Annotated in this window: 14 protein-coding genes; 6 read left to right on the forward strand and 8 right to left on the reverse strand. The window is 64.1% G+C overall.

Annotated features, from left to right (window positions below; translation table 11 throughout):
• Positions 1-3: 3 nt before the first annotated feature.
• Entirely contained in the window at positions 4-2,025 is a 2,022-nt protein-coding gene (locus AAHE99_RS05890; protein WP_342115388.1) for a M13 family metallopeptidase, read from the forward strand.
• Between the two features lie 37 nt (positions 2,026-2,062).
• On the opposite strand, the gene trhP is transcribed toward AAHE99_RS05890, so the two are convergent.
• The 3 genes from trhP to AAHE99_RS05905 form a co-directional block, all read right to left on the reverse strand.
• On the reverse strand, positions 2,063-3,358 hold the full coding sequence (gene trhP / locus AAHE99_RS05895; RefSeq protein WP_342115390.1) for a prephenate-dependent tRNA uridine(34) hydroxylase TrhP: 1,296 nt from the start codon (positions 3,356-3,358) through the stop codon (positions 2,063-2,065).
• A 72-nt stretch (positions 3,359-3,430) separates the two neighbouring features.
• Entirely contained in the window at positions 3,431-4,549 is a 1,119-nt protein-coding gene (locus tag AAHE99_RS05900) for a helix-turn-helix transcriptional regulator (RefSeq protein ID WP_342115392.1), read from the reverse strand.
• 58 nt (positions 4,550-4,607) lie between these two features.
• Positions 4,608-5,396: a ParA family protein gene (locus AAHE99_RS05905; protein WP_342115394.1), complete on the reverse strand. Its 789-nt coding sequence runs from the start codon at positions 5,394-5,396 to the stop codon at positions 4,608-4,610.
• Positions 5,397-5,518: 122 nt separating this feature from the next.
• Here AAHE99_RS05905 and AAHE99_RS05910 point away from each other — a divergent pair, with 122 nt between their 5' ends.
• A complete protein-coding gene (locus AAHE99_RS05910) occupies positions 5,519-6,289 on the forward strand; it encodes a CPBP family intramembrane glutamic endopeptidase (RefSeq protein ID WP_342115396.1) in 771 nt (256 codons plus the stop codon).
• On the opposite strand, the gene AAHE99_RS05915 is transcribed toward AAHE99_RS05910, so the two are convergent.
• The 3 genes from AAHE99_RS05915 to AAHE99_RS05925 are packed head-to-tail and all read right to left on the reverse strand — an operon-like array spanning position 6,258 to position 8,481.
• Complete coding sequence (locus tag AAHE99_RS05915) at positions 6,258-6,740, reverse strand: hypothetical protein (protein ID WP_342115398.1); 483 nt, start codon at positions 6,738-6,740, stop codon at positions 6,258-6,260. The genes AAHE99_RS05910 and AAHE99_RS05915 overlap by 32 nt on opposite strands.
• Positions 6,728-7,429, reverse strand: coding sequence for a LytR/AlgR family response regulator transcription factor (locus AAHE99_RS05920; protein WP_342115399.1), 702 nt, complete (start codon positions 7,427-7,429; stop codon positions 6,728-6,730). Before AAHE99_RS05920 ends, AAHE99_RS05915 begins: the two co-directional genes overlap by 13 nt.
• The gene (locus tag AAHE99_RS05925; protein WP_342115401.1) at positions 7,414-8,481 is read right to left on the reverse strand and encodes a sensor histidine kinase; all 1,068 of its coding nucleotides are present in this window, start codon (positions 8,479-8,481) and stop codon (positions 7,414-7,416) included. Before AAHE99_RS05925 ends, AAHE99_RS05920 begins: the two co-directional genes overlap by 16 nt.
• A 137-nt stretch (positions 8,482-8,618) precedes the next feature.
• On the opposite strand from AAHE99_RS05925, the gene AAHE99_RS05930 reads away from it, so the two are divergent.
• Positions 8,619-9,509: a DJ-1/PfpI family protein gene (locus AAHE99_RS05930; RefSeq protein WP_342115403.1), complete on the forward strand. Its 891-nt coding sequence runs from the start codon at positions 8,619-8,621 to the stop codon at positions 9,507-9,509.
• A gap of 44 nt (positions 9,510-9,553) precedes the next feature.
• The gene (locus AAHE99_RS05935) at positions 9,554-10,498 is read left to right on the forward strand and encodes an MYG1 family protein (protein ID WP_342115405.1); all 945 of its coding nucleotides are present in this window, start codon (positions 9,554-9,556) and stop codon (positions 10,496-10,498) included.
• A 3-nt stretch (positions 10,499-10,501) separates the two neighbouring features.
• Here the strand turns inward: AAHE99_RS05935 and AAHE99_RS05940 are convergent, their stop codons facing one another.
• Both AAHE99_RS05940 and AAHE99_RS05945 read right to left on the reverse strand, forming a co-directional pair.
• Positions 10,502-11,449, reverse strand: coding sequence for an SRPBCC family protein (locus AAHE99_RS05940; protein ID WP_342115407.1), 948 nt, complete (start codon positions 11,447-11,449; stop codon positions 10,502-10,504).
• Entirely contained in the window at positions 11,442-11,789 is a 348-nt protein-coding gene (locus tag AAHE99_RS05945; RefSeq protein ID WP_342115409.1) for an ArsR/SmtB family transcription factor, read from the reverse strand. Before AAHE99_RS05945 ends, AAHE99_RS05940 begins: the two co-directional genes overlap by 8 nt.
• 108 nt (positions 11,790-11,897) lie before the next feature.
• Here AAHE99_RS05945 and AAHE99_RS05950 point away from each other — a divergent pair, with 108 nt between their 5' ends.
• Together AAHE99_RS05950 and AAHE99_RS05955 are read left to right on the forward strand one after the other, a co-directional pair.
• Positions 11,898-13,208 (forward strand): amidohydrolase, encoded by a 1,311-nt coding sequence (locus tag AAHE99_RS05950; RefSeq protein WP_342115411.1) that lies wholly within the window; start codon positions 11,898-11,900, stop codon positions 13,206-13,208.
• 56 nt (positions 13,209-13,264) lie between these two features.
• The gene (locus AAHE99_RS05955) at positions 13,265-16,084 is read left to right on the forward strand and encodes a M16 family metallopeptidase (protein WP_342115413.1); all 2,820 of its coding nucleotides are present in this window, start codon (positions 13,265-13,267) and stop codon (positions 16,082-16,084) included.
• The last annotated feature ends 103 nt before the right edge of the window (positions 16,085-16,187 follow it).

Consider the following 16,187-nt stretch of genomic DNA (forward strand, 5'->3'; position numbering starts at 1 on the left):
CACATGAAACGCACCATCCTTGGCGGGCTGATTTTCGCCCTGGCCGCTACCCAGGCATTCGCCGAGCCGGTATCCGGCATCGACGTCGCCGGCATCGACCCGCAAGTCCGTGCGCAGGACGACTTTTTCCGCCACTCCCAGGGCAAGTGGCTGAGCGGCGTGGAAATCCCGGCCGACCGTTCCAGCTGGGGCGCGTTCAACGTGGCGCAGGAAAACGTGGAAGGCCAGGTCAATTCCATCATTGAAAAGGCGGAAAAGGACAAAGCCCGCAAAGCCGGCTCCGACGCCCAGAAGATCGGCGACTACTACGCCAGCTTCATGGACGAAGCACGCCGCAACGCGCTGGGCATCAAGCCGCTGAAGGCCGAGCAGGCGCGCATCGCCGCCCTGTCCAGCAAGAAGGGCATTGGCGCCCTGGTGGCGCACCTGAACCGCATCGACGCCGGCGGCCCGCTGGACATGGGCGTGCGCCAGGATGCCAAGGATTCCACCCGCTACGTGGTGGGTGTGCGCCAGTCCGGCCTGGGCTTGCCGAACCGTGACTACTTCCTGTCCGAAAAGGATGCGCGCCTGGGCGAGATCCGCGCCAAGTACCAGCAGCACGTGGAGAAGATGCTGGCGCTGGCCGGCCACGCCAAGGCCGCTGAAGAAGCCGCCCAGATCGTCGCGCTGGAAACTGAAATCGCCCGCGCCCACTGGTCCGCGGTGGAAAACCGCGACCCGATCAAGACCTACAACAAGCTGTCGCTGGCCGAACTGAAGGCGCTGATGCCGGGTTTCGACTGGGACGCTTACCTGAAAGGTGTCGGCATTGCCGGCAAGGTGGATTCGCTGATCGTCAGCCAGCCAAGCTACCTGGCCGCGCTGGACAGGCTGATTGAAGCTACCCCGCTGCCGGTGTGGAAAGCCTACTTCGAATTCCACATGGTCAGCTCCTTCGCGCCTTACCTGTCGAAGGAATTCTCGGACGAGAACTTCGCCTTCCGCGGCGCGGTGCTGACCGGCGCCAAGGAACAGCGCTCGCTGCAAAAGCGCGGCATCGCCGAAGTGAACCGCGCACTGGGTGAGCTGGTGGGCAAGGCCTACGTCGCCGAGTACTTCCCGGCCGAGCGCAAGCAGCAGGTGGCGGAGATGGCGAAGAACTTCCTGGCCGCTTTCCGCGAAGGCATCGAACTGCTGGAGTGGATGAGCCCCGAGACCAAGGCGCAGGCGCAGATCAAGCTGTCCAAGATCAACGTCAAGATCGGCTATCCGGACAAATGGCGCGACTACTCGGGCCTGAAGGTGGCCCGCAACGACCTGGTTGGCAACGTGCTGCGCACCCGCGAGTTCAACCATGTCTTCAACACCAGCAAGCTGGGTAAGCCGGTGGACCGCCTGGCGTGGAGCATGACGCCGCAAACGGTCAACGCCTACTACAGCCCGACCCTGAACGAAATCGTGTTCCCGGCCGCACGCCTGCAGTACCCGCTGTACGACGCCAAGGCCGAACCGGCAGTGAACTACGGCGCGGTCGGCATTTCGATCGGCCACGAGATCAGCCATGCCTTCGACGACAAGGGCTCGCAGTACGACGGCGACGGCAACCTGCGCAACTGGTGGACCAAGGAAGACGGCGAGAAGTTCGCCGCGCGCGGCAAGATGCTGGTCAGCCAGTACAACGGCTACAGCCCGCTGCCGGGCTATAACGTGAACGGCGAACTGACCCTCGGCGAAAACATCGCCGACAACGCCGGCCTGATCATGGCAACGCGCGCCTACAAGATCTATATGAAAGGCCAGCCAGGCCCGGTGATTGACGGTTATACCGCCGAGCAGCGCATCTTCATGGGCATGGCGCAGGCGCGCCGCGGCAAAGGCCGCGACAACTTCCTGATCCAGCAAGTGAAGTCCGACCCGCACTCGCCATCCGAATTCCGCGTGAACGGCAGCCTGAAGAACCACCCCGGCTTCTACGACGCCTTCGGGGTGAAGGAAGGCGACAAGATGTACCTGCCGCCGGAACAGCGCGTGATCTTCTGGTGAAAATTCGGGGTCGGATCTGTCAATCGGACCCCAAATCTTAAAGGTAGCGGGACAGCAAGGCGCCTTCGAGGCCGGCAGCCAGCGGGATGCGGACGATGTGGCCGCTGCCGGGCGCGATGCGGATTTGCTGGCCGTCGTCGGCCAGCATGTGCTCCAGCGTGATGTCGCGGTTGCCGCTGGGGTGCATGACCTCGATGCGGTCGCCTACTGCAAAGTGGTTCTTCACCTCAACCCGCGCCCAGCCGTCGGCGATGCCGAGCACGTCGCCGACGTACTGGCTGCGGTCGGTCTCGGAGGCGCCGCGCATATAGTTCTGGTGCGCCTGGGTGTGGTGGCGCTGGTAGAAGCCGTCGGTGTAGCCGCGGTTGGCCAGGCCTTGCAACTGGCCGAGCAGGCTTTCGTCGAAGGGGCGGCCAGCCACCGCATCGTCGATGGCCTGGCGGTAGACCTGGGCCGTGCGGGCGGCGTAGTAGGCGGACTTGGTGCGGCCTTCCACTTTCAGCGAGGTGACGCCGATTTTCACCAGGCGCTCGACATGCTCGACCGCGCGCAGATCCTTGGAGTTCATGATGTAGGTGCCGTGCTCGTCCTCGAAGATCGGCATCAGCTGGCCGGGGCGGCCTGCTTCTTCCAGCAGGTAGGTCTGGCTGGCCAGTGGATGGCGCGGCTCCTGGTGCAGCACGGAGATATCGCCGGTGGCGTTCTCGCAGCCATGGCCGACTTTGTAGTCCCAGCGGCAGGCGTTGGTGCAGGTGCCCTGGTTGGCGTCGCGGTGGTTGAAGTAGCCGGACAGCAGGCAGCGGCCGGAATAAGCCATGCACAGTGCACCGTGCACGAACACTTCCAGCTCCATGTCGGGGCAGCGCTGGCGGATTTCTTCGATTTCGTCGAGCGACAATTCGCGCGACAGGATCACACGCGTCAGGCCCATGCGCTGCCAGAATTTGACGTCGGCCCAGTTGACGGCATTGGCTTGCACCGACAGGTGGATCGGCATGTCGGGCCATTCCTCGCGCACCAGCATGATCAGGCCCGGATCGGCCATGATCAGCGCGTCCGGCTTCATTGCGATCACCGGCGCCATGTCGCGCAGATAGGTCTTCAGCTTGGCATTGTGGGCGAAGATATTACTGGCGACGAAGAACTGCTTGCCGCGTGCGTGGGCGCCTTCGATGCCTTCCCGCAGCGCATCCAGGGTGGAGAAATCGTTATTGCGCACGCGCAGGCTGTAGCGCGGCTGGCCGGCATAGACGGCGTCGGCGCCGTAGTCGAAGGCGGCGTTCATTTTCGCCAGGGAGCCGGCGGGCAGGAGAAGTTCTGGTGCGGTGAGCATGGACAAAAACCGTGCAGCTTAGCCAACCGCGCCCGGCGCAGCCATGACCTGGATCAAATTTGACCCCGAATTTCAGCCGAGGCGGGCGACGGTGCGCAGCAAGTCGGCCTGGCGCTCGCTGCCGGTCTTGGCCAGCAGGCTGCGCACCTGGGTGCGGACGGTGGCGATGGAGCGGTCTTTCAGTTGCGCCACCTGTTCGGCCGACAGGCCGTTCACCAGGCCGGTCAGTACTTCCAGCTCGGCGGCGGTCAGGTTGTACAGCTGGCTGTATAGCTGCAGGGTTTCGCGCATGTCGTCGCGCGGCAGTTCGATCAGCAGCAGGCAGCAGGGGCGGCCGAAAATGCCGAAGTGGGTCTCTGCATCCGCCGGCAGGGCGTTCAGGGTGGCGCGGAATAGCTCGCCGCTGCCTTCTTCGCGCACCAGCATGCGGACGGCGTGGCGGGTGGCGCGGCAGCGTGCCAGGGCTTCGGCCAGGCTGGGCGAGGATTGCTGGCCCAGCGCGAGCAGGTGGCCATCCTTGCAGCGCAGCAGGGCGCGGCTGCCGGCCAGCAGGGCTTCGGCGCGGGCGTTGCAGGAGGCGATGCGGCCGCCCCAGTCCAGCACGATGCTGGCGAGCGGCGGGCCCACCCCGGCATAGCCGGCGGCCAGGTCGTTCAGGCGCATGCGCTGCATTTGCCATTGCAGCTTCAAGCCTTGCTGGAGGTGCGGCAGCAGGGTTTTCAGTAACTGCTTGTCGCCTTTGCTGAAAGGGTGCTTGCCGGCAGGGCGGTACCAGCACAGGTTGGTGAACGGGATGTCGCCGCCAGGTTCCTGGCCGTCGAACAGGATGGTGCCGAGCATGCTGTCCATGCCGGCGTTCTTGCTGAATTCATTGTAGAAGCGGCTCTGCCGCAGGCGCTGCTTCGATAGCAGGTCTTCGTCCACGACCACCACGCCGCGCTGCATCAGCCCCTGTGCCCGGGCCGCTGCGGCCCACACGTCTTCCTGCGCCCAGTAGCTGGCGAAGTCCTTGACCACGGCGGGGTCCATGTTCTGGCCAAGCAGGATCGCTTCCGGTGCGGTCTCGGAGTGGGAGGTGAACAGGAAGGCCGATTCCGCATCCAGGCGGCGGCCCAGCTTCTCCATCAGCTCCACTATGCGGCCGGGCTGGGTGATGCTTTCGTACACCTCTTGTATGGGATCGCTGGCCATGGTCCTGTCCTTTTGTCATTATGCAAACAAATTATAGGCAGCAGGCGCGGCCGGCTCATCATCCAAATGGATGATTTGGTGTGGCTTGTAGTTCCTTGTATAACGCAAGGAATTCCTGGCTCAGCTTGTGGCTGCGGTCGAGGTGGATCATCGGCAAGTTGCGTTCGTGCGATTCGCGGATGCGGATCGAGCTCGATAGCTTGTTCTCGAAGACCGGCAAGCCTTCGTCCTTCAGCTGGTCCACCATGCGCTGCGGCAGCAGGGCGCGCGGCTGGAACTGGTTGACCACGATGCCTTCAATCTGCAGGCTGGCATTGTGGTCGGCCTTGATTTCCTTCACGTTATTGACCAGGGTGTACAGCGCCTGGCGCGAGAAGTCGTCGCAGTCGAAGGGGATCAGGCAGCTGTCGGCGGCGATCAGGGCGGATTGGGTGAAGAAGTTGTAGGCGGGCGGTGTATCGACGTAGATTTCGTCGTATTCCTTTTCGAGTTCGCGCAGGGTGTCGCGCAGCTTGTAGATCTTATGGCGCGATTCGAGCTTGGATTGCAGGTCGCCCAGCTCGGGATGCGCCACCATGATGGACAGGTTGTCGAACGGCGTGGCATGCACATATTCGCCGGCGGGCTTGGCGAACATGCTGAAACTGAGCATCTGTTCGAAGTAGGCGCCCAGGGTGGGGGCTACGCCGGCGGTGGCTTCGCCCAGCACGTAGCGGCTGGAATTGCATTGCGGGTCGATGTCGATCAACAGCGTGCGCTTGCCATGGTGCGCCGCAATAGCCGCGAGGTTGACTGCAATGGTCGACTTACCGACGCCGCCCTTCTGGTTGAAGATCACGCGTTTCATCTGCTTGCCCCTGCTGTGGCCAATATTGCAACGATTCTAGCATGATGCGGCGCAGCAAATGCAAGCCGTTTCGAAGTGCAGTAAGATCGCGTGTCTTTTTACCAATCTTATCGAGAATCCCTTTGAATTCCTCCCCTGTGAAGCCATGGCAATGGAGCCTGGCCTTTGTTGCGCTCTTTGCCGCCTATCAGGCGCCGCAAGGCCTGGGCATGCAGAATCTGATGCTGGCGGTGGTGCCGCTGGCGTGGTTGCTGGCGCGCTTACTCGGGTTCAAGGGGATGGATGCCTGGTACCTCTCGTTTTCACCGCGCTGGTTCGCGGGCTTGCTGGGAACATTCCTCTTCGCGATGGCAGTCAAGTTTGGGGCGATCGCTGCCGGCGCCGCGCTGGACGTCTATCGCGTGTCGCCTGCTGCGGGGGCGGGGGTGGGCGGCGTGCCGGTTGCAGCGTTGCTGATACTGCTTCCATTCACCTTCATCCCGTCGATCTCGGAAGATATCCTGACACGTGGCTTCGTCGCGCGCGCGTTGCCGCGCTTGGCAGCGAACTGGCTGATCGTTCCCATTTCCGCCGCGGTGTATGTGTTGAACCATATTTACCGGCTCGCCAATGGTCCGCTGGAATGGATCACCCTGTTTGCGTTTGGCGTGGCTTATGCCGCCGCCTTGTATCGCACTGGTTCGCTATGGCCGGCCGTTGGTCTGCATTGGGGCTGGAATTTTGCCAATGGGGTGCTGGACCGCTTGTTTGACGTGGAAGTCGTCAGTACGGTTGGCGCGCCGCTTGTTTCCGTGGCGGCGCATGTGTTGATGCTGGCAGTAGTCCTGGGCGCGACCCAAAGCGCTGCGGTCAAGGAGCACTTTAAACTTTCTGGCAGGAGGTCGACGCCATAATGCCTTTCAGGTAAGCGCGCCGGATCTTGCCGGCCAGGATGGCGGCCTGGGCTTCGCGCGAGTGGCGTTCGGCACCGCTCAGTTTGCGCAGCCAGCCGCGGAAGGGGATGGCGCCTTCCACCGTGTTCTGTAGCGCGCCAGTGGCGGCGTTGCCGAGGGCGGCGCGCGAGGCGTCCATTCGGCCCTGTTTTTCTTCGGGGACGTCGATGTCCGGCCCCAGCTCTTCATCCAGCCCGGCAAGCTGCGTCTGCAAGGCGGGGCAGCTCTTGTCGGCAGGCGCCAGGTAAGGGTTGGCCATGGCGTCGCGCAGGACCGGCGGAATTTCAACTTTGGCGATATTCAGGTCGCGCAGCGGTGTGGCGCCAATGTCTTCGATACGGTTCTGGTCTTTGGTGGCGCAGGCGCTCAGGGCCAGTGCCAGCATGGGAAGGGCCAGGGTCAGTCTTTGCATAACAGCTCCATGATGGTTTTTCGGTAGCGCCGGCTCATACGCAGGCGCTGGCCGGTGCGAAGCACCACTTCGTATTCGCCGTCTTCGCGGATTTCCAGGGCGCGGATGCGCTCCAGGTTGACGATGGCGGAGCGGTGGATGCGATGGAAGCCGTGCGGCGCCAGCTCGGTGTCCAGGTCGGCCAGGCTGCGGCGCAGCATGTGGCTGCGTCCATTGGCATGCAGGGTGGTGTAGTAGTCGCTGGCTTCGACCCAGTCGATGTCGGCGAACTTCACCACCTGCAGCGCGTTGCCGTTCTTGATGATGAAACGCCGCGTTTCGCCGGGCGCGCGCATGCGCTCCTTGACGCGTTCCAGCACGCGCCCGAAGCGGCGGTCGTCGAAGGGCTTGAGCAGGTAGTCCAGCGCACCCACTTCGAAGGCGCGCAGGGCGAACTGGTGGTGGGCGGTCACGAACACGATGGCGAACGGCGGCGCGGCGCCAATCAGTTCCAGCAGTTCAAAGCCGTCGCATTCGGGCATCTCCACGTCGAGGAAGACCAGGTCGGGGCGCGCAGCCGGCAGCGCGGCCAGCGCTTCTTCGGCCGACCCGCACTGGCCGACGATGGCGATGCCAGGATCGTCCGCCAGCAGGTGGGCGATATTGCTGCGCGCCAGCGGTTCGTCGTCGATGATCAGGGCGCGCAGCATGCCGGCTCCGTGTAGGGCAGGGTGACCGTCGCCAGCACGCCTTGCGGCACGTCGCTCAGAGTGAGCGAATGGGCTTCGCCATACAGCGCGCGCAGGCGCTGGCGCGTGTTGGCCAGGCCAACGCCGTCCTGCGTACCGGCTGCCAGCGCTGGGCCTTCGTTGAAGACGCTGAACCTCAGCAGCTCGCCTTCGCGCGTGGCGCCGATATGCAGCTCGCCGCCCTTGGCGCGCCGCGCGATGCCGTGCTTGATCGCATTTTCAACCAGCGGTTGCAAAATGAAGTCGGGTACCTGGGCGCGCCGCAGGCTAGGCGGGATATCGACCCGCACGCGCAGGCGTTCGGCGAAGCGCAGCTGCTGGATCTCCAGGTACTTGAGGAGGAAATCAAGTTCGTCGTCGAGTGCTACGAACTGGCGCTCGGAACCGTCGGTCACGCGCCGCAGCAGGTCGCCCAGCGAGGCGACGGCGGCGATGGCTTCGTTGCCGCGCTTTTCGCGGATCAAGCCGGTGACGGCATTCAGGGCGTTGAAGATGAAGTGCGGTTCGATCTGCAAACGCAGCGCCGCCAGCTGCGCCTGCGCCAGCAATTCGCGCTGCTGCGACAGGCGGCGGTGGGTGTCGATGGCGATGCCCAGCGTGGCCATGGTGCCATACAGGATCACGCTGCCCACCAGGTTGCCCACCTGCCGGTTCTTCCATAACTGGATAAAGGGATCGGAGCCCTTGGGATAGGCGAAGGGGTTGGTGGCGTGCTCCAGCCAGGCGCTCCAGACGGCCCAGGTGGCGCTGATGGCCATGCACAGCGCCATGTGCACCAGCCACGGTGCGGCACGGCGCGCCGGCAGCGGATAGCGCTGCAGCAGGGCCAGTGCCAGCGGCGCGCTGGCAATCCAGACGCCCCAGCCGGCCAGCGTGACGAAGAACAGGGTCCACCAGGCGTGCTGCATGCCCATGGCCTGCATGGAGACCACGACCTGCGTCGCGTCGAACAGGCCGATGGCCAGCCATGCGCCGGCAACGTAGCGCCATGCGTTTGTAGAGATAGCGGTCATGGGCGCCATCATAGGGGAATTCGCGGGGCGTGGCGAAGCTTTGCAGCGAATCCACGCCGGCTTGCAGCGAGTTGCCTCGTCATGGCAGGGGGCGCGATGGGAGACTACGGTCCTCACCCCCAACAAGGAATAACACCATGAACCGACGCGAACTTTTCCGAATCTCCAGCGCCATGGGACTGGCGGCGGCACTGCCGGCAGCCGCTGCCGCAGCAACGCGCGCCGCCGCTCCGGCGGCGCCGTTGCAGCCGCCGGCGAGCGGTCCCATCCCGGTGGCGTTTGTCATATCCGACGGCGCGGTGGTGATCGACTTTGCCGGGCCGTGGGAAGTATTCAGTAATGTAAAGGCCGCTGGCTGCGACTCCGGCTCTTCATTCCAGCTGTACACCGTGGCGGCCACGCCTGACCCGATCACCGCCAGCGGCGGCATGAGCGTCGTGCCCAACTACACCATCGCCAATGCTCCCACGCCCAAGGTCATCGTGATCCCGGCGCAAAGTGCGCGCGATCCGAAACTGCTGGCTTGGATACGGGAAGCAGCGCGGACGGCGGATTTGACGATGTCGGTCTGCACCGGCGCCACCGTGCTGGCGCGCACCGGCCTTCTGGCCGGCAAATCTGCGACCACCCACCATGGCGCCTTCAACGAGTTCGCCATGCAGTTCCCGGACGTGAAGCTGAAGCGCGGCGCGCGCTTCGTGGAAGAGGGCAATCTGGCCAGCGCGGGCGGCCTGTCGTCCGGCATCGACCTGGCGCTGCGCGTGGTGGAGCGCTATTTTGGCCGTACGGTCGCGCGCAATACCGCCAATGTGCTCGAATACCAGGGCCAGGGCTGGCTCGACCCGATGTCGAACAGCGTCTATGCCAAACGCCGCGTGTCCACCGACCAGCAGCCGGTGTGCCCGGTGTGCGAGATGGATGTGGACAATCGCACGTCCCTGACATCGCTCTACCGCAAGCGCAAGTACTACTTCTGCATGAAGGAATGCAAGGCCACGTTTGACGCCAGCCCGGCGAGCTTTACCTGACACAGGGTATATCATGCGGGAAGTTTCAACGAATTGGACTTCCCATGGTCATAGTGACTCACAGCGGCAAATTCCACGCGGACGATGCGTGGGCTGTCGCTGCCCTGAAAGTGTTATTCCCTGCGGCGCAAGTGGTGCGCACGCGCGATGCCGCCACCATCGAGGCGGGCGACTTCGCGGTCGACGTCGGCGGCATCTGGGACCCGGCCAGCGGCCGTTTCGACCACCACCAGAAGGGCTTCAGCGCGGCGCGCCAGACCGGCGTGCCATACGCCAGCGCGGGCCTGGTGTGGCGCGAGTATGGCGCGCGCTGCGTCAGCGCAATGGCGCTGGCCCACACTGGCCACCAGCTGCCGGAGGATAAGGCGCGCGAGATCGCCTACGGTATCGATGCCGATGTGGTGCAGTACCTGGATTTGTCGGACGTGGGCGCGGCGAAAAGCGCGCCTGGCAGCTATGGCTTGTCGGCCGTGGTGTCCGGCTTCAACCCGAACTGGCTCGACGAGCAGAGGCTGGGCGAAGCGGCGGACGACTACCGCCTGGAGCAATTCCTGCGCGCGGTGCAGGTGCTGACCGACATCATGGTCAACGGCGTGAAATACCGTGTCGGCGCACTGCTGGCGCTGGAGCAGGTGCGCCAGTCGGAAGTGCTGGAGGACGGCAAGGTCCTGTTCCTGAAAAATGCCGCGCTGCCGTGGAGCCAGGTGGTGCGCAAGGAGATGCCCAAGGTGCTGTTCGTGATCAGCCACAGCATCGCCGAGCAGCGCTACCTGATCAGCACCGTGCCAGTTAGCCCGGAGACCTTCGACGCCCGCGCCAACCTGCCCGAATCCTGGGCCGGCCTGCGCGATGCCGAACTGGCGGCGGTGACCGGCGTGCCGGATGCGGGCTTCTGCCACAACGGCCGCTTCATCGCCTCGGCCAAGTCGTATGAGGGCATCCGTACCATGGCCTCGATCGCGCTGAAAGAGGCCTTGGCCGGATCCTGAGGCTTAGCCCGCCAGGGCGGCTTCCAGCTTGTCGAAGGACACGCTCCAGCCCATCGTCATGCTGGCGCGGTGCGCCACGAAGGCCGCCACTTCTTCCGCTGTCGCTTTGCCCGCAATATCGGTGGTAACGGTGACGCGCGTGCGGTTTTCGGCTTCGGCCGCAAAGGCCACGGTGACGCGCATGGATTCCGGCCATACCGGCAGCATCGGGTGGCGCGCAATGTTTTCGCTCTCGTCGCAGAACTGCTGGGTGTAGACCAGCAGGTCGGGGCGGCGAATCAGTTCGTATTGCGCGCGGCCATGCAAGGTGAATGCCTCGTTTCCCATGCTGAAGAAGGACTTGCCGCCGGTGCGGATGTCGGCGTGCATGAAGCGCATCTCCATGCCGGTCGGCGGCAGCCAGCGCGCCAGGTGCTCGGGATTGGTCCACATGTCGAACACCACTTCGCGCGGCGCTTCGAAGCTGCGGTTGATGACGAACTTGTCCTCGTCGGCCAGGCGCTTGCCGAGGTATTCGGCCAGGCGGTCCCAGGTCGAATCGCCGCCGGCCTGTTTGATGAAGGCGCGCGTCTGACGCGCCGTTTCAGCGTCGGCCAGGCCCATGGTCATGTCCATGCGGGTCTTGCCGTCCACTTCCTCAAACAGCACGGTGACCTTGAACAGCGGCGGCGTGTCGTCGGTGCCGCCATGGTCGTAGACCAGTTTGCGCAGCGGTTCGACCACATGGTACAGCGTGACATTCGGCCAGTCTTTACCATCCGGCCCGTGCATAGTGTAGCGCCATTTACCGCCGACGCGCAGGTCCTTGCTATGGGTGGTGAGCGTGAAGCCGCGCGGTCCCCACCATTGCGCCACCTGGGCCGGGTCGGTCCAGGCATCCCACACCGCCTGCACTGGCGCGTCGTAGGTGCGGATGATGCGGATTTCGTTCGGGGCGCTGAAGTCAGACATTGTCATCTCCTTTTTTTCCTGTGACGGTTTTCAGGTAAGCATCGAGGCGGTCGAAACTCTCTTCCCAGAACACCCGGTACTGCTCCATCCAGTCGGCGGCATCCTTGAGTCCATCGCCATTGATCTTGCAGGAGCGCCATTGCGCCTTGCGCGTCTTGGTGATGAGGCCGGCCTTCTCGAGCACCTGCAAATGTTTGGTCACTGCCGGCAAGCTCATCTCGTCCAGGAAAGGTTCGGCCAGGTCGGAGACGTTGGCTTCCCCCAGCGACAGCCGGGCCAGCATGGCACGCCGGGTCGGATCCGCCAGGGCGGAAAAAGTCTGGCTGAGACGGTCTTGCATCGAATTTCACCAATTGATTAATTAACTTATTAGTTAAATATAGGCCGGAAGTGGGCAGCCGTCAACTGTCATGTGATACTTGTCGCTCATTCCATATGGGAGGCGGCAATGACGGGCTTGGCGACTTTGGTGGCACTGGCAGCATTGGCGGCGACGCCGCAGCTTGATGGTCTTGACGCCATCTATCCGGCGCTCGATGCGCTCTATATCGACCTGCACCGCAATCCCGAGCTGTCGCTGCAGGAAGAGCAGACCGCCGCCAAAATGGCGAAGCAGTTGCGTGAGGCCGGCTACAGCGTGACGGAGCGCGTCGGCGGCTGGGGTGTGGTGGGCGTGATGAAGAATGGTGCGGGGCCGATCATCATGCTGCGCACCGATATGGATGCGCTGCCGGTCAAGGAGCAGACCAAGCTGCCTTACGCCAGCACGGTGACCGCGACGGATTCCAAAGGCAATGTGGTGCCGGTGATGCATGCGTGCGGCCACGATATCCATATGGCGTCCTGGGTTGGGGCTGCCCGATTGCTGGCGCGTGCAAAGGACAAGTGGCGCGGCACCCTGGTGTTCGTCGGGCAGCCGGCCGAAGAGCTGACCAGCGGCGCCGAGGCCATGGTCAAGGATGGCCTGTTCACGCGCTTCCCGAAACCGGATGTGGTGCTGGGCCTGCACGACACCAATCTCATCCCGGCCGGCCAGGTCGGCATTGTGGCGGGGCCGGCGTCGGCGGCCAACAACGCGGTCGACATCACCTTTTACGGCAAGGGCGGGCACGGCGCCTCGCCGCACCTGACGGTTGACCCGGTGCTGCTCGGCGCACGCACGGTGGTGGCGCTGCAGTCCATCGTCGCGCGCGAGAACAATCCGTTCGACCCGGCGGTGGTGACGGTGGGCACCTTCCACAGCGGCAGCAAGCGCAACATCATTTCCGAGGAGGCCAAGCTGGAGTTGACGGTGCGCTCCTACAAGCCGGAAGTGCAAAAGAAGCTGCTGGCCTCGATCGCGCGCATCGCCAAGGCCGAGGCGCTGGCGGCCGGTGCGCCGCGTGAGCCGCTGGTCTTCGTCAATCCGGAAGAAGCGTCGGAAGTGGTGGTCAACGACGTCAAGCTGGCCGGCCAGTTGCTCACCGCCTTGCGCGGCAAGATGGGCGAAGCCAATGTGCTGCCCATCGGACCCACCACCGGATCGGAAGATTTCGGCGTATTCGGCCGGGCAGCAGGCGCTCCCGCCATCCAGCTGCGGGTGGGGATGGTGGAGCCAGGGCTGTATGCGCAGGCCAAGGCTGCCGGTGGCCTGACGCCGGGCGCGCACACGCCGTTCTTTGCGCCGGACCGCGAGCCGACCATCCGCGCCGGCGTGGCGGCGCTGACGTATTCCGCGCTGGAGCTGTTTGCGCACCCGGCGGCCAAATTGTCGCCGTAGAAGTTCCTGGGGTTATATAATTTGTAACCTTAATTTTTTTATAGGAACTTCCAACAGTGAAGCTGCTTACCGCCATCATGCTGAGCGCAGGGATCCTGTCGCCAGCGTTCGCCGCTGCGCCGGCCGTACCGGCCAAGGCCGCCGTATCCAAGGCTGCCCCTGTCAAAGTCACCTCGGTTGAGGGCATCACCGAATACCGCCTGGCCAACGGCCTGCGCGTGCTGCTGTTCCCGGATGCGAGCAAGCCGACCCTGACCACCAACATCGTCTACATGGTGGGTTCGCGCCACGAGAACTACGGCGAGACCGGTATGGCGCACTTGCTGGAACACCTGCTGTTCAAGCCGACCGCCAACTTCGGCATCAAGAAGGGCACCAAGTCGCCGGTGGAAGTGCTGAACCAGATCGGCGGCCGCTTCAACGGCACCACCTGGTACGACCGCACCAACTACTTCGCCACCTTCCCGGCCAACGACGAGAACCTGAAGCAGATGCTGGCGCTGGAAGCCGACCGCATGGTCAACTCGCCGATCAGCCAGGACGACCTGTGGAACAACAAGACCCAGAAGGGTGAAATGACCGTTGTGCGCAACGAGTTCGAAAGCGGCGAGAGCGATCCGTTCCGCGTTACGCTCGAGCGCACCATGTCGGTGGCGTTCGACTGGCACAACTACGGCAAGTCGACCATCGGCGCCCGCTCCGATATCGAAGGCGTCAACGTCGACCGCCTGCGCGCCTTCTACAACCGCTACTACCAGCCGGACAACGCGATCCTGATGGTCGCCGGCCGCTTCGATGAAGCCAAGGTGCTGGGCCAGATCAACGACTTGTTCGGCAAGATCCCTAAGCCAACCCGCGTGCTGGCGCCGACCTACACCTCCGAGCCGACCCAGGACGGCGAGCGTTCCGTCACCATCCGCCGCGCCGGCGGCACCCAGCTGGTGGTCTCCGGCTACCACGTTGCCCCGGCCAGCCATACCGACTCCGCCGCCATGCAGGTGCTGGGCAAGATCCTGACCGATGCACCGGCCGGCCGCCTGCACAAGGCGCTGGTGGATGCCAAGCTGGCGTCTTCCGTGATGGACCTGGACTTCAACCACATGGAGCCGGGCTACCGCCTGTTCGCCGCCGTGGTGCCGAAAGACGGCCAGACCGCTGCGGTGGAAGAAGCAATGCTGAAGGCGCTGGAAGACATCAAATCCAACCCGGTCACCGAAGCTGAAGTGGCGCGCGCCAAGGCCGCCATCGCCAAGGACACCGACCTGGTGGTCAACGACACCGCCCGCTTCACTATCGCCCTGACTTCGGCGCAGGCTGCCGGCGACTGGCGCCTGTTCCACCTGCGCCGCGACCAGGTCGAGAAAGTCGACGTGGCGGCAGTGCAGGCGGTAGCGGCCAAGTACCTGAAATCGTCCAACCGCACCGTGGCGCGCTTCATCCCGACCGACGGCGCCGACCGCGCTGAAGTGCCGAAGACCCCGGACATCGCCGCCCTGGTGCAGGACTACAAGGGCCGCGCCGTGATCGCGCAAGGCGAAGTGTTCGACCCGAGTCCGGACAATATCGAAAAACGCGTGCAGCGTTCGACCCTGGCCAACGGCATGAAGCTCGCGCTGCTGCCAAAGACCACCAAGGGCAACACCGTCAGCGCCATCGTGCAGCTGCGCATGGGCACGGCCGAGAACTTGATGGGCAAGGGCACCATCGGCAACTTCACCGCGTCCTTGCTGACCGACGGCACGGAACGCCTGTCGCGCCAGGAAATCAAGGATGCCTTCGACAAGCTCAAGGCCAACGTGAACATCAACGGCGGCGCCGAGGGTGTGACTGTCTCCGTGACCACCACGCGCGACAACCTGGCGGCGGTGCTCGACCTGGTGGGCGAATCGCTGATGAAGCCGGCCTTCGACGCCAAGGACTTCTCCGAGCGCCAGCGCGAAATCGTTTCCGGTACCGAGCAGCAGATGACCGAACCGCAGCCGCTGGCTGCCAACGCGATGCAGCGCTTGACCAATGCCTTCCCGGCTGGCCACGTACGTCATGCCAATACCCTGCCGGAGCAGTTGGCGCTGGAAAAAGCCGTGACCCTGGCTGACGTCAAAGCTTTCCACAAGGCCTACTACGGCGCCGGCAATGCCACCATGTCGGTGGTGGGTGATTTCGACGCCGCAGCGGTGAAGGCGCAAGCAGCGAAGCTGTTCGGCAACTGGAAGGCGGAGCAGCCATACGTGCGCATCGCCAGCGCCATCAAGCCGGTGGCCGGCCAGAAAGTCGCGCTCGAGACTCCGGACAAGGCCAACTCGGTCCTGTTCGCGATCCAGCCGGTGCCGCTGAAGGACGATGCGGCGGTCTATCCGGCCCTGCTGATGGGCAACTACATGCTGGGCGGCGGCGCCCTGCGCAGCCGACTGGCGGACCGCATCCGCCAGAAGGAAGGCCTGTCCTACGGCGTGGGTTCGCAGCTGTCGGTGCCGAGCCGCGATCCGGCCGGCATGTGGCTGGCCTTCGCCATCAGCGCGCCGCAAAACACCGTCAAGGTGGAAGCGGCCCTGCGTGAAGAGCTCGACAAGGCGCTCAAGGACGGCTTCACCGAAGCCGAACTGGCCGATGCCAAGAAAGCCTGGCTGCAATCGCAGCAAGTGGGCCGTACCGGCGACGCCGGCCTGGCCAACCGCCTGGCGGGCTACCTGAGCTACGACCGCACTATGGCCTTCGACAAAGACCTGGAAGCCAAAGTCAGCGCGCTGACCGTGGCCGAAGTCAACGAAGCCCTGCGCGCCAACCTGAAGCCGGAAGCGGTTTCGGTGGTCAAGGCCGGCGACTTCGCCAAAGCCGCCGCTGGCGCCTCCGGCGCCGCGCCAGCCGCCAAGCCGTAATTGATTAGCTTTTGAGCTGCGAGCCCCCGTTTGCGGTGTCTTCAATTTCTCACAGCGGGATAAATCCGAAAAACGCCACCTAAACGTGGCGTTTTTTTATTCG

The sequence above is a fragment of the Pseudoduganella sp. OTU4001 genome, assembly GCF_038440195.1.
In the GTDB taxonomy this organism is placed as follows: Bacteria; Pseudomonadota; Gammaproteobacteria; order Burkholderiales; family Burkholderiaceae_D; genus Rugamonas.